At 67.7% G+C, this 19,953-nt stretch carries 21 protein-coding genes; 3 read left to right on the top strand and 18 right to left on the bottom strand.

Annotated features, from left to right (window positions below):
- Positions 1-21: 21 nt before the first annotated feature.
- The 18 genes from V7778_RS07140 to V7778_RS07055 form a co-directional block, all read right to left on the bottom strand.
- Complete coding sequence (locus V7778_RS07140) at positions 22-1,239, bottom strand: DUF2235 domain-containing protein (protein ID WP_335553210.1); 1,218 nt, start codon at positions 1,237-1,239, stop codon at positions 22-24.
- Positions 1,240-1,356: 117 nt separating this feature from the next.
- Complete coding sequence (gene pncB, locus V7778_RS07135) at positions 1,357-2,544, bottom strand: nicotinate phosphoribosyltransferase (RefSeq protein ID WP_335553208.1); 1,188 nt, start codon at positions 2,542-2,544, stop codon at positions 1,357-1,359.
- 13 nt (positions 2,545-2,557) lie between these two features.
- Positions 2,558-3,073: an SET domain-containing protein gene (locus tag V7778_RS07130; RefSeq protein ID WP_335553206.1), complete on the bottom strand. Its 516-nt coding sequence runs from the start codon at positions 3,071-3,073 to the stop codon at positions 2,558-2,560.
- Positions 3,074-3,184: 111 nt separating this feature from the next.
- Entirely contained in the window at positions 3,185-4,882 is a 1,698-nt protein-coding gene (locus V7778_RS07125) for an AMP-binding protein (RefSeq protein ID WP_335553205.1), read from the bottom strand.
- A gap of 145 nt (positions 4,883-5,027) precedes the next feature.
- Positions 5,028-6,695 carry a 4Fe-4S binding protein gene (locus V7778_RS07120; protein WP_335553203.1) on the bottom strand — a complete coding sequence of 556 codons (1,668 nt, stop codon included), beginning with the start codon at positions 6,693-6,695 and terminating at the stop codon, positions 5,028-5,030.
- Complete coding sequence (locus tag V7778_RS07115; RefSeq protein WP_335553201.1) at positions 6,692-7,219, bottom strand: DUF3306 domain-containing protein; 528 nt, start codon at positions 7,217-7,219, stop codon at positions 6,692-6,694. Before V7778_RS07115 ends, V7778_RS07120 begins: the two co-directional genes overlap by 4 nt.
- An 11-nt stretch (positions 7,220-7,230) precedes the next feature.
- Positions 7,231-7,671 (bottom strand): DUF3305 domain-containing protein, encoded by a 441-nt coding sequence (locus V7778_RS07110; protein ID WP_335553199.1) that lies wholly within the window; start codon positions 7,669-7,671, stop codon positions 7,231-7,233.
- 16 nt (positions 7,672-7,687) lie between these two features.
- On the bottom strand, positions 7,688-8,236 hold the full coding sequence (locus V7778_RS07105) for a hypothetical protein (protein ID WP_335553197.1): 549 nt from the start codon (positions 8,234-8,236) through the stop codon (positions 7,688-7,690).
- Entirely contained in the window at positions 8,233-8,673 is a 441-nt protein-coding gene (locus V7778_RS07100; protein WP_335553195.1) for a hypothetical protein, read from the bottom strand. Before V7778_RS07100 ends, V7778_RS07105 begins: the two co-directional genes overlap by 4 nt.
- 8 nt (positions 8,674-8,681) lie before the next feature.
- Entirely contained in the window at positions 8,682-9,776 is a 1,095-nt protein-coding gene (locus V7778_RS07095) for a formate dehydrogenase subunit gamma (protein ID WP_335553193.1), read from the bottom strand.
- Positions 9,777-9,789: 13 nt separating this feature from the next.
- The gene (locus V7778_RS07090) at positions 9,790-10,008 is read right to left on the bottom strand and encodes a hypothetical protein (protein WP_335553191.1); all 219 of its coding nucleotides are present in this window, start codon (positions 10,006-10,008) and stop codon (positions 9,790-9,792) included.
- Entirely contained in the window at positions 10,005-10,688 is a 684-nt protein-coding gene (fdh3B, locus tag V7778_RS07085; RefSeq protein ID WP_335553190.1) for a formate dehydrogenase FDH3 subunit beta, read from the bottom strand. The genes V7778_RS07090 and fdh3B overlap by 4 nt, the downstream gene beginning before the upstream one ends.
- Before the next feature lie 31 nt (positions 10,689-10,719).
- Positions 10,720-13,542, bottom strand: a complete 2,823-nt coding sequence (locus V7778_RS07080) for a formate dehydrogenase subunit alpha (protein WP_335553188.1) — start codon at positions 13,540-13,542, stop codon at positions 10,720-10,722.
- A 34-nt stretch (positions 13,543-13,576) separates the two neighbouring features.
- Positions 13,577-13,843 (bottom strand): formate dehydrogenase, encoded by a 267-nt coding sequence (locus tag V7778_RS07075; protein WP_335553186.1) that lies wholly within the window; start codon positions 13,841-13,843, stop codon positions 13,577-13,579.
- The gene (locus tag V7778_RS07070; RefSeq protein ID WP_335553183.1) at positions 13,836-14,504 is read right to left on the bottom strand and encodes a TorD/DmsD family molecular chaperone; all 669 of its coding nucleotides are present in this window, start codon (positions 14,502-14,504) and stop codon (positions 13,836-13,838) included. The genes V7778_RS07075 and V7778_RS07070 overlap by 8 nt, the downstream gene beginning before the upstream one ends.
- 76 nt (positions 14,505-14,580) lie before the next feature.
- Positions 14,581-14,721, bottom strand: a complete 141-nt coding sequence (locus tag V7778_RS07065; protein WP_335553181.1) for a DUF2474 domain-containing protein — start codon at positions 14,719-14,721, stop codon at positions 14,581-14,583.
- On the bottom strand, positions 14,721-15,740 hold the full coding sequence (cydB, locus tag V7778_RS07060) for a cytochrome d ubiquinol oxidase subunit II (protein ID WP_335553179.1): 1,020 nt from the start codon (positions 15,738-15,740) through the stop codon (positions 14,721-14,723). The genes V7778_RS07065 and cydB overlap by 1 nt, the downstream gene beginning before the upstream one ends.
- Before the next feature lie 4 nt (positions 15,741-15,744).
- On the bottom strand, positions 15,745-17,193 hold the full coding sequence (locus V7778_RS07055; protein ID WP_335553177.1) for a cytochrome ubiquinol oxidase subunit I: 1,449 nt from the start codon (positions 17,191-17,193) through the stop codon (positions 15,745-15,747).
- A gap of 204 nt (positions 17,194-17,397) precedes the next feature.
- Between V7778_RS07055 and fnr the strand changes: the two genes are divergently transcribed.
- From fnr to V7778_RS07040, 3 genes are read left to right on the top strand one after another with little or no spacing between them, the layout of a single operon-like run.
- On the top strand, positions 17,398-18,171 hold the full coding sequence (gene fnr / locus V7778_RS07050; protein ID WP_335553175.1) for a fumarate/nitrate reduction transcriptional regulator Fnr: 774 nt from the start codon (positions 17,398-17,400) through the stop codon (positions 18,169-18,171).
- A 3-nt stretch (positions 18,172-18,174) separates the two neighbouring features.
- Entirely contained in the window at positions 18,175-18,939 is a 765-nt protein-coding gene (locus tag V7778_RS07045; RefSeq protein WP_335553173.1) for a helix-turn-helix transcriptional regulator, read from the top strand.
- A gap of 59 nt (positions 18,940-18,998) precedes the next feature.
- The gene (locus V7778_RS07040) at positions 18,999-19,925 is read left to right on the top strand and encodes a DMT family transporter (RefSeq protein WP_335553171.1); all 927 of its coding nucleotides are present in this window, start codon (positions 18,999-19,001) and stop codon (positions 19,923-19,925) included.
- Positions 19,926-19,953 lie beyond the last annotated feature (28 nt).

Here is a 19,953-nt window from a genome sequence, read left to right as displayed (position 1 = left end):
TGCCGGCGAGCGGGGAAGGCCTTACTTCCTTGGGCAGGCCAAGGGATAGGGCTTGAGCGCGATCGCCCCATGCATGCGTATCTGGGCCTGTCCCGCGGCGCTCCTTGCCGTGACGCTGGGGTCGATGGTCGCACCGGGGGGCGGAACCCGGTCTTCGCAGTCGCTTCCCGCATTGGCCGGCTTGTCCCCGACGGACCAATGGGCCAGGCCGAGCGGATCGTCGGCGACCTGCGGGGCAGGCAGCGGCACCGCATAGCTTTGCGCAAGGGCCTCCATCATCCAGCGGAGCGATATGCCGGGCAAGGCCTGGGAATCGTTGTAACCGCCGCCGACATCCGCGTGCGCCCCCGGGAACCAGCGTTCGTTGAGGGATTCCCCGTCGCCCTGGAGCGGAGGGCACAGCAAGATCGGCCTGAACTTGCTGCGTTTCTCGTCCAGTGACACGGCATGGAAGATCTTCCGGATAGACGGATACGAATCCGATTTATACCGGTCGCCGTCCCGCCCGTCACTCAGCTCCTTGCACACGCCGAACTCCTTGAAGTAGGAACCGGGAACGGTATCCCACAGGCCAAGGAACTTGATCTCCACGGGAATCGTGGTCACTGGACGCCCAGCCCAGATTACCTCGCCAACGAAGAGCGGATCGCCACTTTTCCAAACCCGCCATTTCTCCTTGAAAGCGTCGTCGTTCCTGGGTTTGACGGCTTCCAGGATCGCGTTGGCGAGTTTGCGCCTGGCGGAAAATTCGGCGTCCGACCTGGGCGGGACGCCTGCATACGCGATCAGCCCGGCCAGGGCACGGGCCTGGTGGGCGCCGCGGCTGAAACCGAAAATGTAGACGTCGTCTTTCGGGACGTACGACTGCGCGATGAAGTCATAGCCCCGAAGAATACGCGGCTCCATGCCGAATCCCAGCACCGCGCCGAGGATGGGCGTCTCGGCGCTCCCTACCCCTTCGATATACAGGGCCGTGGTTTGAGGATCGTTCGCCTGAACCACTGCTTCGAACAGCTTACGTACATTGGTGCCCGAACCGGGATCGTTGCGCGTGCCGTCCAGGAAGACGAAGATGCTTTTCTTCCTGGCCGCATCGCCGGTAAACGGCTTTTCGGACACGACCGGGCTGGTCATCTCGGGCCCCGGCACCGCGCATCCGGAAAGCCAGCTTGCGATGATGAAGCTGGAGCAAAGTCTTTTTACCGAGCGAACTGGCGAACGCTGATGCCACGGGCGCATGTTGGTTGCTCCTTCTTCCAGGTCGGCAAGGAACCGGTTTCATGATGCGGCCCGATTAATATAGCAGGCCTGTTTCGTCCAAAGCGACTATTTCTCAGCGCATTGCGCGGCCGTGCATCACGCTTCGGAATGATCGAAGACCTGCCGCAAATAGGCGATGAAGGTCGCATCGGTGCACTGCGACTTGCCCGGCTCGTCGGACAGCTTGGCCACCGCCTGGCCGTTGCAGCGCACCAGCTTCATGACGATGTTGATCGCCGGGTAAGGCGTGTCGTTGGTCAGCTTGGTGCCGATGCCGAAGCCCGTCATCACGCGGTCGGCGAAGTGCCGGTACAGGCTGAGGGCCTTGGGCACCGTCAGCGCGTCCGAAAACACCAGGCGCTTGGTGCGGGCGTCGATGCGCAGCCTGGCGTAGTGGGCCAGCGCCTTCTCGCCCCAGGCCACCGGGTCGCCCGAATCGTGGCGCAGGCCGTCGAACAGCTTGGCGAAATACAGGTCGAAGTCGCTCAGGAAAGCGTCCATCCCGACCACGTCGGTCAGGGCCGTGCCCAGGTCGCCCCGGTACTCCTGCACCCAGTCCTCCAGCGCCATCTTCTGGAAGTCGCGCAGGCGCACGCCGAAGGCCTGGTGGGCCTGCAGGTATTCGTGGGCCATGGTCCCGATCGGTACCAGGTTGTACTTGCGCGCCAGGTAGACGTTCGAGGTGCCCTTGAAGTACTGCGGCAACTCGCGCGCCAGGGTCGCCACCACTTCGTCGTGCCACTCGCCCGAAAAACGGCGGCGCACGCCGAAGTCGAAGAACTCGAAGGAGTTGGCGCGCGGGGCTTCCCGGCCGAAGGCGCGGAACTCATCGATCTTCTGCTGCAGCCGCACGCGCGCTTCGGCCAGTGCCACCGCGCGGTCGAAACGCCGGAAATACAGCTCGTTGACAATGTAGAGCACGAAGATCTCGAAGCCCATCACGTGTACGATCGGCCCGGCTGCGCGGATGCGCAGGTGCGGGCCGTCGGTCTCGACGGTGATGAACTTGCGCTGGAAACGGAACAGGGTCAGGAAATCGGCGAAGTCGCTCTTGATGAAGCGCAGCGAACGCAGGTACTCGACCTCTTCTTCCAGGAACATCATCGAGCACAGGTGATCGAGCTCGCGCTCCACTTCGTCCTTGAGTTCGGCCAGCGGATAGGCCGGCTCGTTGCGGCAGCGGAACTCGTACTCGCCATGCGCGCCGGGATGGCTGTGCAGCAGCGCCTGCCACATCGTGAACTTGTACAGGTCGGTCTCGAGCAGGCTGCGAACGACGGGCATGAAAGGACTCCGGTCAGGCGCTGGCGGTGTACTTGCTTCGGCCGCCGGTACGGCTGCGGCGCTTGGGCGCCAGCATGGTGCCGGTGCAGCCCGGCGTGCCGCAGCGGCAGGCGAACAGCTTCTTGAGCTTGGCCGTGTGCGGCTCGTCGTAGATCAGCGCGTAGTTGTAGTTCAGCTCCTCGCCCGCCTCGATGTCGCGCATGGCGTGGATGTAGACCCTGCCCTCGTCCTCGAAGGCTTCGCAGTTGGGCGTGCAGGCATGGTTGATCCAGCGCGCATCGTTGCCGCGCCGGCCGCCGTCGATCACGCGGCCGTCGGCCAGGCTGAAATAAAAGGTGTGGTTGACAGGCCCGCCCGCCTGCGCGGCGCGCTCGGTCGCGTCATCCCAGCTGATGCGCTGGCCACGGTATTCGATAATGCGTTCACCCGCGGCGATCGGCTTGAGGGCGAACACGCCGTTGCCGTGGACGGGGGACTTGCGGACTTCGTAGACCGGATCGGCCTTGGTGCTTCGCTTCGTGGTGGTCATCGATGGGCTGCCGGTGATGGTTGCGGCGCCCGCAGGCGCCGCTTTGGTATTGTCAAAACGATGACAGCATTATGATGCCAATCGTCCCGTGCGTGCCGCACGGCGCGTCAATCAGGCTCCGTTGCCGAAGTCTTCTTCGCGGTATTCGACGCCTTGCGCCTGCGCCTGTTCCTGCCCGGTGCCGCGGCCGGCTTCTTCCTTGCGCAGCTCGACGCGCCGGATCTTGCCCGAGATGGTCTTGGGCAGTTCGCGGAACTCGATGCGGCGGATGCGCTTGTACGGCGCCAGGCGCTCGCGCGTGAACGCGAACAGCGCGGCCGCCGCTTCCCGGCTCGGGGCCACGCCCTGGCGCAGGGTGACGAAGGCCTTGGGCACCGACAGGCGCAGCGGATCGGGACTGGGCACGATGGCCGCCTCCAGCACGCTGTCGTGCTCGATCAGCACGCTCTCCAGCTCGAAGGGACTGATGCGGTAGTCGGAGGACTTGAACACGTCGTCGTTGCGGCCCACGTAGAAATAGTAGCCGTCGGCGTCGACGCTCGCGGTGTCGCCCGTGTGGTAGTAGCCGGCGCGCATCACATCCGCGGTCTTGGCCTCGTCCCCCTCGTAGCACAGCATCAGGCCGATCGGGGCCGCGTCGAGGCGCACCGCGATCTCGCCCTCCTCGGCGGGCTGGTCGTCGATGTCGAGCAAGGCCACCTGGTAGCCCGGCAGCGGCCGCCCCATCGAACCCGGCTTGATCGGCTGCCCGGGCGAATTCCCGATCTGGCAGGTGGTCTCGGACTGGCCGAATCCGTCGCGGATGCGGATGCCCCAGGCGCGCTCGACCTGCTCGATGACTTCCGGGTTGAGCGGCTCGCCGGCGCCGACCAGTTCGCGCAGCGGCGGACGCCAGGCGCTCAGGTCTTCCTTGATCATCATGCGCCACACCGTCGGCGGTGCGCACAGCGAGGTCACGCCGCAGCGCACGATGGTGTCCAGCGCCGCCTTGGCCGAGAAACGCTCGTAGTTGTAGACGAAGACGGTGGCGCCCGCGTTCCAGGGCGCGAAGAAGCAGCTCCATGCATGCTTGGCCCAGCCGGGCGAGGAGATGTTCCAGTGGATGTCGCCCGGCTGCAGGCCGATCCAGTACATGGTGGACAGGTGGCCCACCGGATAGCTCTGGTGGCTGTGCAGCACCAGCTTGGGCTTGGCGGTGGTGCCGGAGGTGAAATACAGCAGCAGGGGGTCAAGGGCCCGCGTTTCGCCTTCGGGCGTGAACACGGAGAGCACGGCGCGGCTGTCGTCGAAGTCGCGCCAGCCTTCCAGGGCGCCGCCGACCGCGATGCGGGTGTAGTTGCCCTCCAGTCCTTCGAACTTGTGGGCTTCGGAAGCCTGGGCGATCACATGGCTGACCCGGCCGCGTTCCAGGCGGTCGGCCAGGTCGGCGCCGGAGACCAGCATGGTGGTCGGCACCAGCACCGCGCCGAGCTTGATTCCCGCCAGCATGATTTCCCACAGTTCGACCCGGTTCGGCAGCATCAGCAGCACGCGGTCGCCGCGCCGCACGCCGCACAGGCGCAGGTATTCGGCCACCTGGTTCGAGCGCGCGGCCATGTCGGCGAAGGAGACCTTCCGCTCGCTGCCGTCCTCCTCGACCACCCACAGGGCGGGCGTGTGATTGTCCTTCGCCTGATGATCGAAGAAGTCGAGCGCCCAGTTGAAGGTGTCGAGCTGGGGCCGCTGGTAGCCCTCATAGGCGGTCGCGTAGTCGCTACGGTGCTGCTGGAGGAAATCGCGCGCCTGCACAAAGCGCTGGGTTGGCGTCATGGTGTCTCCTGGTCGCTGTCACGGTGAACTGCAGGGCATGCCCGCGGGCTGCCCGGTCTTGACCATTTTGCCATTGTTTCGGTCCGCGTGCGAACCGGAGGGTCGGCTGCAGAGCCGGCTGCGCGCCCCGGCCAACCCTACGCTCTCAGTCGCGCTTGAGCACCGTCACCTTCATCTCGTCGCGTGGCTCCATCATGTCGATCACGCGGCAGTCGCCGCACATGCGCAAGCGGTCCAGCTTGCCGGCGAAGGCCGGGTGGGTGGCCAGGCGGCCGAGCATGTTCTCGACCATCTGCAGGGTGCCGAAGGGCTTGCTGCAGCGGATGCAGTGGAAAGGCTGGCTTTCGTTCAGCACGACGGCCTGCATGCGGGTCTCGCCGAAGCGCATCTGCGGCACCAGGGTGATGGCGTTTTCCGGGCAGGTGCTGGCGCACAGTCCGCACTGCACGCAGTTCTTCTCGATGAAGCGCAGCTGCGGCAAGCCTTGTCCGTCCTGCAGGGCCGCCGCCGGGCAGGCGCCGACACAGGACATGCACAGGCTGCAGGCCTGGCGGTCCACCGCCAGCGTGCCGAAGGGCGCACCTGGCGGGAGGGGCACCACTTCGGGCCGTTGCGGCGCGTGGCGCTGCAGGTGGTCGAGCGCATAGTCGAGGGTATTGCGCTTGTCGGCGGCCAGGTGGAACACGGCGGGCTCGCGCGGGACCTCGCCGCGCGGCGCGTGGCGCAGGGCCAGCGCCAGCTCGTCGGGGGCATCGACCCGCAGCAGCTGGAAGTGCGGGCCGGCATAACCCAGGCCGTCGATCACCGCCTGGGCCACCGCCATCTGCTGGCCGAGCGCGGCCACGTACTGGGGCGCGTGCTCGTCCGTCATCAGGACGGCCACGCCCGCCGCCCCATAGGCCAGCGCGGCCAGCCAGACGTCGATCCCGGCCGTCGCCGCATGGTGCAGGTTGAGCCCGAGTATGCGTCCCGGCGCTTCCGGGCCGAGCTCGGCGAGCATGGCTGCGCCGCGCCCGCCGTCGTGCAGCAGCAGCACCGGTTCCTCGCCGCCCGCCTCGCGGAAGGCGCGCAGGGCCGCCTGGATGCGCCTGCCGGTCAGCTGGGCCGGCGGATAGGCATAGGTGATCGCGCCGGTCGGACAGACCGTGGTGCAGGCGCCGCAGCCGGCGCACAGATAGGGGTTGACCTTGATGCCGTCGCCGTCGCCCGCGATCGCCTCGGCCGAGCAGATGTCGACGCAGGCATTGCAGCCCTGGCGGCCGTTTCGGCTGTGCGCGCACAGCCGCTCCTTGTAGTTGAAGTATCTGGGCTTCTCGAAGTCGCCCACCATGTCCAGCAGCGCTTCCGCCGCCGCGGCGCGCGCGGCCTCGTCCTCGCCCGGCGCGAAGTAGCCGTGCGGACGCTGGTGGGTGGGGATCAGGCGCGCCCGGCACAGGTCCAGCACCAGGTCGAACTTGTCCCGTCCCAGCGGCTGCCCCTCCGCCTGCCAGCGTGCTTCGAAGGCGCCGAGCCAGCCGGCCACGGCAACGGCGCGCGCCACATGCACCGGATAGGCCCGCGCGGCGCCCGGCACAGGCGCGTCGAGCAGGATGGCGGTCACGGGCAGAGCGGTGGCCAGGCGGTCGGCCCAGGGCAGCGCTTGGGCGGCCGGCCCGGCCACCAGCACCCTTCCGGCGGAGCGGTAGTCGACGGTGACCGCCGCCTCGAAGGCGGGAATGGCTTCCAGTGCCGCGCGCGCGGCCTGGCGCGCCAGGGCGTCGCGCCCATTGCGGACGGGGTCGGCGGGCGCCCCGTCGTTGAGTCGAATATTCATGCGTTCCCTTGTGGGTTCTCTTGTGGATTCCCTTGCGGCCGGTCTTCTTCTTGCTGCGTCACCACGTCCTGCGCCTCAGCCTCAGCCGCCGCCGCCGCGCCGGCGCCTTCCTCCGGCGCCTCGACGTCGAGCACGCGCTGCAATGCGCTGTCGGCGTGACGCAGTTCGGCCAGCATGTCCGCGGCCAGCGGCGAGGCGACGTTGTAATCGTCCATGTAGATGTCGAGGCCGTCCATCACCTTGAAATGCGGATCGGCGAACAGCTTCTTGAGCGCCAGGCGCTGCACGGCCTTGTCCACGCCCTGCGCCACGAAGCCGGAATAGTCGGAATCGAAGCTCAGCCCGGCAATGTCGTCCACGGTCGGCAAGGGCCGCAGCGCCTGGTCGCCCTCGTCGCTTGCTCCGTCGGCAGTGCGCGCAAGCGCCGGCGGCGCCGGAGCCGGCGCCGGTACCTCCTGCCGCGGCGCGTCGCCTCCGCTGGATTTGAGCCGCGCCCAGCGGCGCAGGAAACCTTCTTCCGCCATCGAATCGCCGCTCACCCGTGCTGGCGGCCCTTGCGCGGCCGCGGCGTGTAGTGCTTGCGCAGGTAGTCGGCCAGCCAGGCGTAGACCTCGGCCGGCATCGCAACGCCATCGGCGGATTCGCCGGAATCGAACATGCGCGTGCCTTCCATATAGCTGACCGAGGCGCGCACGGGGATGGCCTTGCCCTCTTCCATGCGCCACAGCACGAACACCTTGGATTCCGGCGCCATGCAGTTCTCGTAGTAGCCGTCGTTCTCGTCCGTGAACAGCTCGAGTTCCAGGCCGGAGACCAGGTAATAGTCGCGGTCCGGGCTTTCGCTCAGCACCTGCAGGCGCGGCAGGTTGCCGCGGTCCGGCACCACGCCCACCGCCGCCCAGGCGTCGTCGGCCCACTGGTGCCGCACCGCGCGCCGCTGCATGATGATGGCGACTGGCAAACTTCCCATTTTCATGACGAACCGGTCTCCATCATTTCTTGTTGGCCGTTTCCGGCGTGTTCTTCTTCTCGACAGCGGGCGCGGCGCCGGCCGGCACCGGCTTCGAGGGCGCCTTCTTGACGTCGGTGCTGGGCGCGGCGGTGCCCAGCTTTTCGCTCTTGACGGGAACGTTGGCGGCCTGCAGCGCCTGCGGGCTGCGCGGCGCGGCGCCAGTGGCAGGCGCGGCGCCGGGCGTACCGGGCGTGGCGGCCGAAGGCGCTCCCGCCGGCACGCCGGCCGCGGGCGGTGTCACGCCGGGGGTGGTCACACCGGGCGCGGCGGCCGGGGCGGCGATGGCGACGGGCGCATTCACCTTCCAGCCCTGCCCGGCCGCGCGCGAGCGCCAGCGTGCGCTCAGCGCGTCCATCGATGCAGTCAGCGCCGCCTTGTCCTTGGCCGCCTGGGCCTCCGCCTCGGCCTTCTTGGCCGCCGCGGCCTGCGCCTGAGCCGGGTTCGGCGGCGGCAAGGCCGCCCATGCGCCCTGGGGCAGCGCAAGGGCCGCCAGCAGCGCCATCCTGCTCACTGTCGTTGCTTTCATCATTTGCCCTCCAGCTTGCCCGGCGCCGCCGGACCCTGCGGCGCCACATTGCTGGCCGGCGCCGTCGGCTGATTCGCCGGCGCGGCCGGCTTGCCCATGTCGCCCGGCGGCAGCGTGGCGCCCGCCTGCCCGGCGCCGGTCGGCATGGTGGTGCCGTGCGAGGGTCCCTGTCCGCTTTCCTGCACCGTGCCGGCCGTGGCCGCGCCGCCCGTGGTGCCGCCGGAGCCGCCGGCGATGCCCGGCGTACCGCCCGCATAGGTGGCGTCGACCGTCGGCGGCTTGTTCTTTTCCAGGATCTCGCCGCTGGTGCCGCCGCCGGCCGTGACCTGGCCCGGGAATTTGGTCTGCTCGATACCCGCGGCCGCGCCGCGCGGTCGGTCGCAGCCCGCCGCCAGCAGCAGGGCCAGTGTTGCTCCGACCAGCGTCAATATGGTCTTCATGGGCGGCCTCAATGCGCTGGGCCGGGCCGCACGGGGCCAGGACGGGTCGGTGGTTCGTCGCCGGGCGAATAAGGGCCTGGCGCGTTGCCCGGCGCGGCGCCGGACTTGAGCTGCTCGTGCCAGATTCCATGGTGCATCCGGGCCCATTCCTCGTCCACGGTGCCATGGCGCATGGCTTCATAGGCGCCCGGCGTGCCCAGGGTGCCGATGTAGATGTGGCCCATGGCCGCGGCCATGTAGAGCGCGGCGCCGCCGATATGCAGGTAGTTGGCCACCTGCAGCACCCAGCGGGTCTGGCCGAAGGTGACGAAATCGAGCACCAGGCCGGTGACCGACATGAGCAGGCCCAGCAGGGTCACACCCAGCCAGAACCAGGCCTTCTCGCCGGCGTTGAAGAAGCCCGCCGGCACATGCTTGTGCGACACCATGCCGCCGCCCTCCTTGACCCATTGCCAATCTTCGCGCCGGAAGAAATTGCGGTGCACGAAGGCGAAGAACATCAGGATGGTGCACAGGATGAACAGCGGGCCGACGAAGTTGTGCAGGTACTTGGACACGATGGCCACCCAGGAAAACAGGGTGTGGCCCATCCAGGGCAGCATGATCTTCTTGCCGAACATGATGATGATGCCGGTGATCGCCAGGGCGATGAAGCTGAAGGCCGTAGCCCAGTGCACCTGGCGCTCCCAGCGTGTGAAGCGCTGGATGGTGCGCCCCGAGCGCGGGGCCTCGGGCATCGGCCCGACGGTCTTGTAGAACACGAAGATCAGGAGCGGCACCACCAGCAGGATGATGCCGGTGATGGTGGCCAGCGGGCCGTTGCGCAGGTGGCGCCAGGTGTTGCCGCCGCGCTGGACGATGACGTTGGCCTCGGTGGCGCCGTACTGGCCCAGGAAGTGGCGGTCCATGTGCACCCGCCCCGAGGACGCCTGGTTCAGGCCGGGCTCGGGCACGCGCGAATCGCCTTCGATCTGGAGCATGGTCTGTTCCTCGGCGTACGCGGGCTCGGCCCGCTCATTGGGCACCCCGGCCCAGCCGGCCGGCAGCGTCAAGGCGGCCACCAGGAGCAGCATGGCGCGCAGCAGCATCAGGTTCGCTCGCATGGATCGCTCCTCGTCAGGGGTTGGCGCGGTTGTACTCGTTCTGCTTGCTGTTGCGGTTTTCCATCGCCGCCCACCAGGCCAGGCGGTCGTTGTGGAAGCGCGTCTGGTAGGGCCGCGGGTCTTCCTTGCCGGCGTACTCGCCCTTGAGCCAGGCGGGATGCTGGTCGACCTCGAGGCAGCCGGCCAGCAGCAGCGGCAGCGCCGCGATGCACACGATGTTGAATCGCTTCATGTCGGGAACCTCCCTCCGCCATTCTGGAAATCGCCGGCTTTCTGGTTCTCGCGCGGCAGGTCGCCCTTGGCCTTGACCTCGCCGCCCCGCTTGGGCCGGCCGTAGGCGATCTTCCAGCCCCACAGCTCGGGGCCGTAGCCGCGGGTCTCGACGCGCTGGCGGTAGATGTCGGCGATGATGTTGGCCTCGCCGGCCAGCAGCGCCTTGGTGCCGCACATCTCGGCGCAGGCCGGCAGCTTGCCTTCGGCGATGCGGTTGCGGCCATATTTCTTGAACTCCGCTTCCGAGGTATCCGGTTCCGGGCCGCCGGCGCAGAAGGTGCACTTGTCCATCTTGCCGCGATGGTTGAACATCCCGGTCTCGGGAAACTGCGGCGCGCCGAAGGGGCAGGCGTAGTAGCAGTAGCCGCAGCCGATGCACTGGTCCTTGCTGTGCAGGACGATGCCGTCCTCGGTGTGGTAGATGCAGTTGGTCGGACACACCGCCAGGCAGGGGGCGTCGGTGCAGTGCATGCAGGCGACCGAGACCGAGCGCTCGCCCGGCACGCCGTCGTTGATGGTCACCACGCGCCGGCGGTTGATGCCCCAGGGCGTCTCGTGCTCGTTCTTGCAGGCGGTCACGCAGCCGTTGCAATCGATGCAGCGCTCCGTATCGCAAATGAACTTCATCCTCGCAGCCATGCCTGTCTCCTCCGCCAGTCGTTCGCTCGCTCTATGCCCGCACCACGCGGCATAGCGACACTTTGGTTTCCTGCATCATCGTCACGGCGTCGTAGCCATAGGTCCAGCCCGTGTTGCAGGCTTCGCCGCGCACGGTCGGGGCCCCGCCCTCGGGGTAGTGCCGTTCGAGATCGTCGCCCATCCACCAGCCGCCGAAGTGGAAGGGCATCCACACCAGGCCCACCGGCACCCGCTCGGTCACCATCGCCATCATCTTCAGGCGCGCACCGGTCGGGGTCTCGACCCAGACGTAGTCGCCGACCCGGGCCCCGATCTGGTCGGCGTCGCGCGGGTTGACCTCGACGAACATGTTCTGCTGGAGCTCGGCCAGCCAGGGGTTGGAACGGGTTTCGTCGCCCCCGCCCTCGTATTCGACCAGGCGGCCCGAGGTCATGATCAGGGGGAAATCCTTGGAGAAATCGACAGCCTGCACCGATTTATACAGGGTCGGCAGGCGCCAGAAGGCCGCCTTGTCGTCGTAGGTCGGGTACTTGGCCACCAGGTCGCGGCGCGGCGAGGCGAGCGGTTCGCGATGGACCGGCACCGGATCGGGGAAGTTCCACACGTTGGCGCGGGCGCGCGCATTGCCCCAGGGCGCGCAGCCGTGGGCGATGACGACGCGGATGATGCCGCCCGAATTGTCGGTCTTCCAGTTCTTGCCCTCGGCCATGGCCTGCTCGGCGGGGGTGAGCTCGTTCCACCAGCCCAGCTTTTTCAGGAACACGTGATCGAATTCCGGGTAGCCGGTGTCGAGCTGGCTGTCCTTGTTGGTCGAGCCATCCGCCGCCAGCAGGGTTTCGCCGTTGTGCTCCACGCCCCAGTTGGCGCGGAAGGGCATGCCGCCCTCGGCGACCGGCTTGCTGATGTCGTACAGGATGGGCGTACCCGGGTGCTTCATTTCCGGCGTGCCCCAGCACGGCCACGGCAGGCCGTAGTAGTCGCCCTTGCAGGGACCGGAGTCGGCGCGCATCGTGGTCGGGTTGAAGGTGTGCTTGTTCTCCATGTGGAGCTTGAGCCGCTCCGGCGAGCAGCCGGTGTAGCCGATGGTCCAGCAGGAGCGGTTGATCTCGCGCAGGATGTCCTCGATCACCGGCTCGTTATGCACCACCTTGATGTTCTTGCACAGCTGTTCGGCGAAGCCCAGCTTGCGCGCGAACAGGTACATGATCTCGTGGTCGGTCTTGCACTCGAACAGGGGCATGATGACCCGCTCGCGCCACTGGATCGAACGGTTCGAGGCGGTGCATGAACCCTGGGTTTCGAACTGGGTGGCGGCCGGCAGCAGGTAGACGCCATCGGTGCGGCCGTGCATGGCCGCCGTCATGCTCGGGTAGGGGTCGATCACGACCAGCATGTCGAGTTTTTGCATCGCCGCCTTCATGTCCGGCAGGCGGGTCTGGCTGTTGGGTGCGTGGCCCCAGTAAAACACGGCGCGCAGATTGCTCGGCTGGTCGATGAAGCGGTTCTGCTCGTTGACCGCGTCGAACCAGCGCGACACCGTGATGCCGGGCTTCTCCATCAGCTCCTTGGACGCGAAGCGCGACAGGATCCAGTTGTAGTCGACGCCCCAGACATTTGCGAAGTGCTTCCAGGAACCTTCGGCCAGGCCATAGTAGCCCGGCAGCGACTCGCCATTGGGGCCGACGTCGGTGGCGCCCTGCACGTTGTCGTGGCCGCGGTAGATGTTGGCGCCGCCGCCCGGCACGCCGATATTGCCCAGCGCCAGCTGCAGGATGCACAGCGCGCGCACATTGGCGGTGCCGACGTGGTGCTGGGTGATGCCCATGCACCAGACCACCGAGGACGGCCGGTTGGTCGCCAGCATCTCGGCCGCCATGCGCACCGCCGATTCCGGCACGCCCGTCACGTCCGACACTTTATCGGGCGTCCACTTGGCGACTTCCTTGCGCACGTCCTCCATGCCGTAGGTGCGCTCGCTGATGTATTTCTTGTCTTCCCAGCCGTTCTGGAAGATATGCCACAGCATGCCCCAGACCAGCGGAATGTCGGTGCCGGGACGCACCCGCACGTAGTGGTGGGCAAAGCGCGCCGTGCGGGTGAAGCGCGGGTCGATCACGATCATCTTCGCGCCCAGTTCCTTGGCGTGCAGGAAGTGCAGCATCGAGATCGGGTGGGCCTCGGCCGGGTTGGAGCCGATGAAGAGCACCGCCTTGCTGTGGTGCAAATCATTGAAGGAATTGGTCATCGCCCCGTAGCCGAAGGTCTGGGCCACGCCCGCGACCGTCGTCGAGTGGCAGATGCGCGCCTGGTGGTCGCAGTTGTTCGACCCCCACATCGAGACCCACTTGCGCAGCAGATAGGCCTGTTCGTTATTGTGCTTGGAGCTGCCGATCACCATCAGGGCGTCGGGGCCGGCGTGCTGGCGCAGTTGCAGCAGCTTGTCGCCGATCTCGTTGATCGCCTGGTCCCAGGAAATGCGCTGGTATTTCCCGCCCACCAGCTTCATCGGGTAGCGCAGGCGGTGCTCGCCGAAGGCGTGCTCGCGCACCGAGGCGCCCTTGGCGCAGTGGGCGCCCATGTTGATGGGCGAATCGAAGGCCGCTTCCTGGCGCACCCAGACGCCGTTGGCGACCACCGCGTCGACCGAGCAGCCCACCGAGCAGTGGCTGCAGACCGTGCGCTTGATCTCGGTCGGCACCGGGGCGTTGGGCACCGGATCGGCCGCCTCGGCCGCTTCGATCACGTTCAGCGGCAGGTGGCGGGCGAAGGCGCCGGCGCCGGCCGCGACACCCGCTCCCACCAGGAAACGCCTGCGCTTCAGGGCGCTGTCGCGCGTCGTCTTTACGAGGGACATGTGCTGGCTCCTCCTGTATCGCTCACGATATCGCTCACCAATAGGCGGCGGTCTGGTAGTAACGGCGGATGTGCTCGGTTTCGTGGTAGCCGCGCGCGGTCCGGGGCGCGGCGCCGGCGGCCGGGGCCTTGGCCGCGTCCGCCTGCGCGGAACCGGTCACGACCGCCAGGGCGCCCAGCGGCGCCGCCTTCAGGAAGCTGCGGCGGGTGGGGTCGGGCCCAGGCCCGCGAGGGTCCGGCGCCTGGCCGGAAGACGGGGGCGCGGGCAACGCCGCGCCGGTCGCTTCGAGTGCGTCAGTCATGGGTCTCCTCCCCTACCACGAAGGCCTCGGCTTCGATCGCGAGGAAGACTCCCGCCAGCCTTGCGATCAGCCGGTAGTAGTTGGCCCCCTCGGCGGCCGAGATGTCGGCCACGGCGCGCGCATACCAGGGCGCGAGGTGGGCCTCGAAAAAGCTTTTCTGCTCCGCCAGCGTGCGGCGTGGAATGCCCGGTGCGCCCGCCACCAGCAGGCGCATGGTCTCGCACAGGGCGCCCAGGTGGTCCTCGAACTCGCCCACGCCGCGCACCCGCGCCAGTCCCAGGCGCGCCAGGTCGGCGCGCAGGACGGCCAGCGGAGCGTCGTTGATGTAGCCGGACAGGTAGCGTGAACCGTAGGGATTGACCGGCGGCGTGCCGATGCTGATGAAGAGCTGGGCGAATTCGTCGGCGACCGCCTGCGGGTCCATCACGCCCGATGCCAAGGTCAATTGCTCCCAGGCTTGCTCCAAGGCCAGTTCGCCGCCCTGGGCCAGGATCGGGTCGGCATTGGCGAGCGCCTCCAGCAGCTCGGCGTCGGGCGGAGCCAAAAGCAGCCGCGACAGCAAGGCGTACAGGTCGGCGCGCGCCTGGTCTTCACCACTCAGGGGAGGCGCCAGCGTGACGCCGGCTGGTCGGTCGAGCGTGGGCGCGCTGGGCGTGGACACTGTGCAGCTCTCCTGTTAGCAAAGGTTCATGAGAAGTGTATTCCTCCCCAGCTGGAGAGCGCGCACGCTTGGCTCGTCAACGCATGCCGGCTGCCCGCATGACCAGGCGCAGCGCGAAGGCAACCAGCGCCAGGGTGGCCACGCCGCCCAGCCAGAGCGCCGCCGTCCAGGCCAGGCGGCGCATCCATTGGCGTTTGCCGGGCTTGAGGTGTTCCATCAGTGATAGCCCGCGTCGGCCTTGACCTTGCCCCGGAATACCCAGTACGACCAGGCCGTGTACATCAGGATGATGGGCAGGATGAACAGCGTGCCCACCAGCGCGAAGCCCTGGCTGCTCGGCGGCGAGGCCGCTTCCCAGATCGAGATGCTTGGCGGAACGATGTGGGGCCAGATGCTGATCGCCATGCCGCTGTAGCCCAGGAAGATCAGGGCCAGGGCCATCACGAAGGGCAGCCTGAACGGCTCCTTGCCGCGCCCGCGCCCCAGCGAACGCAGCAGCAGGAGCATGCAGGCCGCCACCAGGATCGGCACCGGCGCCAGGAACACGGTGTTCGGGAAGGTGAACCAGCGGTCGGCCACGGCCGGGTCGCGCAGCGGGGTCCAGATGCTGACCACCACGATGGCGCCCAGCAGCATCAGGGCGAAGGGACGCGCCACCTGCACCATGCGCGCATGCAGTTCGCCTTCGGTCTTCATGATCAGCCAGGTAGCCCCCAGCAGGGTATAGGCGATCATCACGCCCAGGCCGGCGACCAGGGGGAAAGGCGCGATCCAGTCGAGCGCCCCGCCGGCATAGCTGCGGCCAGAGACCGCGATGCCGTCCAGGAAGGCCCCGAGCGAGACGCCCTGGAAGAAGCTGGCGACGACCGAGCCGCCGATGAAGGCCTTGTCCCACAGGTGGCGCTCGTGCTCCTTGGCCTTGAAGCGGAACTCGAAGGCCACGCCGCGGAACACCAGGCCGATCAGCATGAAGACCAGAGGCAGGTAGAGGCCCGAGAGGATGATCGAATAGGCCACCGGGAAGGCCGCCAGCAGTCCTTCCCCGCCCAGCACCAGCCAGGTCTCGTTGCCGTCCCAGACCGGGGCCACCGTGTTCATCATGGTGTCGCGGTCGCGCTTCTTGGGAGTGAAGGGAAACAGCAGGCCGATGCCCAGGTCGAAGCCGTCCAGCAGCACGTACATGAAGACCGCGAAGAAGATGATGACGGCCCAGATGATGGAAGTATCGATGCCCATGGCTTCAGCTCCGCTCCGGACCAGCGTCCGCGCCGTCGTTGGTATTGTCGTCGTTCTGGACGTCGGCCGCCGACATCGGCCGCATCGGGGTGCGCTCCTCGCCCGGCCCGCCCTCGGGCGGCCGCGCCAGCTCGAAGTGCTGCGGCCCCTTGCGGATCATGCGCAGCACGTAGCCGGTGCCGGCCCCGAACACGAACAGGTAAGCCGCCACGAACAGCGCCAGGGTCAGGCCCAGGGCCACGGCGCCATGGGGCGAGACGGCGTCCGCCGTGCGCAGCACGCCATACACCACCCAGGGCTGGCGCCCCACCTCGGTGGTCACCCAGCCGGCCAGGATCGCCACCAGGCCCGCCGGCCCCATCCACAGGGCGAAGCGCAGGAACAGCCGGTTGGCGAACAGGCGCCCGCCGCGCCGCAGGAACAGGCTCCAGGCCCCGAGCGCGATCATCAGGAGGCCCAGCCCCACCATCAGGCGGAAGCTCCAGAACACGATCAGGGAGTTCGGCCGCTGGTCGCGCGGAAAATCCTTCAGGGCCGGGACCTGGCCGTCCAGGGTGTGGGTCAGGATGATGCTGCCCAGGTAAGGGATGCCGAGCGCGTACCGGGTGCGCTCCTCTTCCATGTCGGGAATCCCGAACAGCAGCAGCGGCACCGCCTCGCCCGGATGGTTCTGCCAGTGGCCTTCCATCGCCGCCAGCTTGGCCGGCTGGTGCTTGAGCGTGTTCAGGCCGTGGAAGTCGCCGACCACGGCCTGGACCGGCGCCACCAGCAGCAGCATCCACATCGCCATCGACATCATCTTGCGCACCGCCGGGTTGTCGCGCCCGCGCAGCAGGTGCCAGGCGGCGGAGGCGCCCACCAGCAGGGCCGTGGTGAGATAGGCGGCGATCACCATGTGCACCAGGCGGTAGGGAAAGGAGGGATTGAAAACGATCGCCAGCCAGTCGGCCGGCACCATTCGTCCGTTCTCGATGGCATAGCCTTGCGGCGTCTGCATCCAGCTGTTGGCGGCCAGGATCCAGGTGGACGAGATCAGGGTGCCGATCGCCACCATGCAGGTAGCGACGACATGCAGGGCCGGGCCGACCCGGTTCCAGCCGAACAGCATCACGCCCAGGAAACCGGCCTCCAGGAAGAAGGCGGTCAGCACTTCATAGGACAGGATCGGTCCCAGGATGCTGCCCGCGAATTCCGACAGGTAGCTCCAGTTGGTGCCGATCTGGTAGGCCATGACGATGCCCGAGACCACGCCCATGCCGAAGGTGACGGCGAAGATCTTGAGCCAGAAGTGATACAGGTCGACGAAGACCTGGCGCCCGCTGCGCAGCCAGCACAGTTCGAGCACGGCCAGGTAGCTGGCCATGCCAATTGTGATAGCCGGAAACAAAATATGGAAGGACATCGTGAAGGCGAACTGGATCCGTGCGAGATCCAGGGCGGACAGACCAAGCATGGCGTGTTCCTTCGTGGTGTCGGCGTGTTGCGAATCTAGCATGCGCGGTGGGGGCGCACGCTTGGGTAATGGCTTTTTTGCTACGGCTGTCACTGAATCTGGCGCGGTTTGCCGGCAAATCTGGGTCCCTGGGACGATTTGTCGCGTCGCATCCCCGGCCCGCCCGTCTATAATCTGAGCATCGCGCGATCCACCGGAACCCCCATGACCCAGCCCGTGTCGTTCATCACCGACCCCAGCAAGCAGCCCGTGAGCATCCAGGCCCTGAAAGCCAGCTGCTCCGCCTGCAGCATGCACCAGTTGTGCCTGCCCATGGGCCTGGAAGACGCCGACATCAACCGCCTCGACCAGATCATCGGCCGCCGCCGGCGCCTGGAAAAAGATGAACGGCTCTACCAGATGGGAGAGCCGTTCCGCAACCTGTACGCGGTGCGCTTCGGCCACTTCAAGACCTACCAGGTGAACGCGGCCGGCGAAGCCCAGATCACCGGCTTCCAGATGGCCGGCGAGCTGCTGGGCATGGACGCGATCAGCGGCAACCACCACTGCGACGCCGTGGCGCTGGAAGACAGCGAGGTCTGCGAAATTCCCTTCACGCGCCTCGAAGAGCTGTTCGGCGAAGTGCCGGCCCTGCTGCGCCACTTCCACCGCATCATGAGCCAGGAAATCACGCGCGAGCAGAACGTCATGCTACTGCTAGGCAATATGCGCGCCGAGCAGCGCTTCGCCGTCTTCCTGGTCAACCTGTCGGCCCGCTATGCGGCGCGCGGCTATTCGCCCACCAGCTTCCAGCTGCGCATGTCGCGCGAGGACATCGGCAACTACCTGGGCCTGACCATCGAGAGCGTCAGCCGGCTGCTGTCGCGCTTCAAGAAGCAGGGCTGGCTGCAGGTCGACAAGCGCGACGTCACCCTGCTCGACCCGGCCAAGCTGAAGGCGCTCGCGGCCGGCACCGACATCTGCAGCCCCATGGCCTGAACCATGGCGGCGCCGCTTCCGGTCGACCTGCACCTGCGCAGCTACGGCATGGTGCGCGAGGCGGACCGCCACGACTATGCCCAGATCGTGCTGCCGGTGGCCGGCGAGGTCGAACTCGACATCGAAGGCCGCGGCCGCAAGCTCGATCTGCTGCACGCCGCCGTGGTCGCACCCGGCGCCTGGCATTCGCAGGCTGGCGCGGCCGGCAACCAGTCCTTCATCCTCGACCTCGATCCCGGGCTGCTGCGGCAAGGTCCCTGGGAGCGCCTGCTGGAGCGCCCCTTCACCCCGATCGGCGCGGCCGCGCGCAAGCTGGTCGAGTTCATGAGCCTGGCGGCGGCCGGCGCCAAGGCGGCGCCCCAGCTGGTGCAGGGCTGGACCCCGCTGCTGCTCGATTCCCTGGCCCAGGCCCAGGCCGCCTTCCAGCCCGCCTCCAGGCTTGCCGCGCTGATGGCGCGCATCGAGCTTCAACCCGGCCTGCCCTGGACCCTGGACAGCATGGCGCACGCCGCCTCCCTCAGCGCCAGCCGCCTGCACACCCTGTTCCGCCTGGAGACTGGGCTGAGCCCCCACGAATGGCTGCTGCGCCGCCGGCTGGAAGCGGTCTGCACCCTGTTGGCCTCGACCGGGCGGCCCATCGCCGACCTCGCCCTGGAGACCGGCTTCTCCGACCAGAGCGTGCTGACCCGCGCCATGCGCAAGGCCATGGACACCACGCCCGCCGCCTACCGCAAGGCCGCACGCGAGGATACGCACAAGACGCAGTAGGCGGCGCCAAGACGCGGTCCCGGCCGCGCGGCCAGAATCTCCGCTCTCAGGAGACATTCATGGTCAAGCCAAGCACTTCGCACACCTCGCTCGGCATCGGTTCGGGCATCCTCGCCGGCGCCCTCTGGGGCCTGGTCTTTCTCGCTCCCGAACTCACCGCCGGCTTCCTGCCTTTGCAGTTGTCGGCCGGGCGCTACCTGGCCTACGGCCTGGTGGCGGCGGTCCTGATTGCGCCTTCCTGGCGGCGCCTGCTGCGCACGCTCACCTGGAAGGAATGGCGCGCCCTGCTCTGGCTCTCCTTCAGCGGGAACATCGTTTATTACGTGTTCCTGGCGACCGCCGTGCAGCAAGGCGGCGTGGCCATGCCCTCGCTGGTGATCGGCCTGCTGCCGATCGCCGTCACCCTGGTGGGCAGCCGCGACCGCCACGCGCCGCCGCTGCGCCGCCTGCTGCCTTCGCTGGCCCTAAGCGCGGCCGGGCTGGCCTGCATCAGCTGGCAGTCGCTGTCCAGCGCCGGCATCGATTCGCTGCCCGGCCTGGGCTGCGCGGTGGGCGCGCTGGTGTCCTGGACCATCTACGCGGTGAACAACAGCCGCTGGCTTGGCCGCTTGCAGGGCGTCTCGGGCCACGACTGGAACCTGGCGATGGGGGTCGTGACCGGACTGGAGGCCCTGTTGCTGGCGGTTCCCGCGTTTGCCGGGACCGACACGGGCCACAGCAGCGCGCAATGGCTGCATTTCGCGGGCGTGGTGACCAGCGTGGCGATCCTGTGCTCGATCCTGGGCAACGCCTTGTGGAACGTGGCGAGCCGCGCCCTGCCCTTGACCCTGATGGGGCAGATGATCGTGTTCGAGACGCTGTTCGCGTCGCTATACGGCTTCCTGTGGGAGGAAAGGTGGCCGACGGGGCTGGAATGGGCGGCCATGGTACTGCTGGTGGGCGGGGTGGTGGCGTGTGCGCGGGCGCATGCGCGTAGAGACGATTAAGCCAGCCGTCCACGGGCACCTCGTTATA

The organism is Massilia sp. DD77, assembly GCF_036961685.1.
Classification (GTDB): Bacteria; Pseudomonadota; Gammaproteobacteria; order Burkholderiales; family Burkholderiaceae_D; genus Telluria.
Note: the sequence above shows the minus strand (reverse complement) of the source record. Positions and strands in the feature narration are given on the sequence as shown.

What these genes read in the sequence shown, in the direction of transcription:
- pncB (WP_335553208.1), bottom strand. Translation starts at nt 2,544, where the DNA reads ATGCCCGTCGTTCGCAGCCTGCTCGAGACCGACCTGTACAAGTTCACG.
- V7778_RS07055 (WP_335553177.1), bottom strand. Translation starts at nt 17,193, where the DNA reads ATGCTTGGTCTGTCCGCCCTGGATCTCGCACGGATCCAGTTCGCCTTC.
- V7778_RS07140 (WP_335553210.1), bottom strand. Translation starts at nt 1,239, where the DNA reads ATGCGCCCGTGGCATCAGCGTTCGCCAGTTCGCTCGGTAAAAAGACTT.
- fdh3B (WP_335553190.1), bottom strand. Translation starts at nt 10,688, where the DNA reads ATGGCTGCGAGGATGAAGTTCATTTGCGATACGGAGCGCTGCATCGAT.
- fnr (WP_335553175.1), top strand. Translation starts at nt 17,398, where the DNA reads ATGACCCAGCCCGTGTCGTTCATCACCGACCCCAGCAAGCAGCCCGTG.
- V7778_RS07090 (WP_335553191.1), bottom strand. Translation starts at nt 10,008, where the DNA reads ATGAAGCGATTCAACATCGTGTGCATCGCGGCGCTGCCGCTGCTGCTG.
- V7778_RS07075 (WP_335553186.1), bottom strand. Translation starts at nt 13,843, where the DNA reads ATGACTGACGCACTCGAAGCGACCGGCGCGGCGTTGCCCGCGCCCCCG.
- V7778_RS07115 (WP_335553201.1), bottom strand. Translation starts at nt 7,219, where the DNA reads ATGGCGGAAGAAGGTTTCCTGCGCCGCTGGGCGCGGCTCAAATCCAGC.
- V7778_RS07120 (WP_335553203.1), bottom strand. Translation starts at nt 6,695, where the DNA reads ATGAATATTCGACTCAACGACGGGGCGCCCGCCGACCCCGTCCGCAAT.
- V7778_RS07095 (WP_335553193.1), bottom strand. Translation starts at nt 9,776, where the DNA reads ATGCGAGCGAACCTGATGCTGCTGCGCGCCATGCTGCTCCTGGTGGCC.
- V7778_RS07040 (WP_335553171.1), top strand. Translation starts at nt 18,999, where the DNA reads ATGGTCAAGCCAAGCACTTCGCACACCTCGCTCGGCATCGGTTCGGGC.
- V7778_RS07080 (WP_335553188.1), bottom strand. Translation starts at nt 13,542, where the DNA reads ATGTCCCTCGTAAAGACGACGCGCGACAGCGCCCTGAAGCGCAGGCGT.
- V7778_RS07105 (WP_335553197.1), bottom strand. Translation starts at nt 8,236, where the DNA reads ATGATGAAAGCAACGACAGTGAGCAGGATGGCGCTGCTGGCGGCCCTT.
- V7778_RS07100 (WP_335553195.1), bottom strand. Translation starts at nt 8,673, where the DNA reads ATGAAGACCATATTGACGCTGGTCGGAGCAACACTGGCCCTGCTGCTG.
- V7778_RS07045 (WP_335553173.1), top strand. Translation starts at nt 18,175, where the DNA reads ATGGCGGCGCCGCTTCCGGTCGACCTGCACCTGCGCAGCTACGGCATG.
- V7778_RS07110 (WP_335553199.1), bottom strand. Translation starts at nt 7,671, where the DNA reads ATGAAAATGGGAAGTTTGCCAGTCGCCATCATCATGCAGCGGCGCGCG.
- cydB (WP_335553179.1), bottom strand. Translation starts at nt 15,740, where the DNA reads ATGGGCATCGATACTTCCATCATCTGGGCCGTCATCATCTTCTTCGCG.
- V7778_RS07065 (WP_335553181.1), bottom strand. Translation starts at nt 14,721, where the DNA reads ATGGAACACCTCAAGCCCGGCAAACGCCAATGGATGCGCCGCCTGGCC.
- V7778_RS07125 (WP_335553205.1), bottom strand. Translation starts at nt 4,882, where the DNA reads ATGACGCCAACCCAGCGCTTTGTGCAGGCGCGCGATTTCCTCCAGCAG.
- V7778_RS07130 (WP_335553206.1), bottom strand. Translation starts at nt 3,073, where the DNA reads ATGACCACCACGAAGCGAAGCACCAAGGCCGATCCGGTCTACGAAGTC.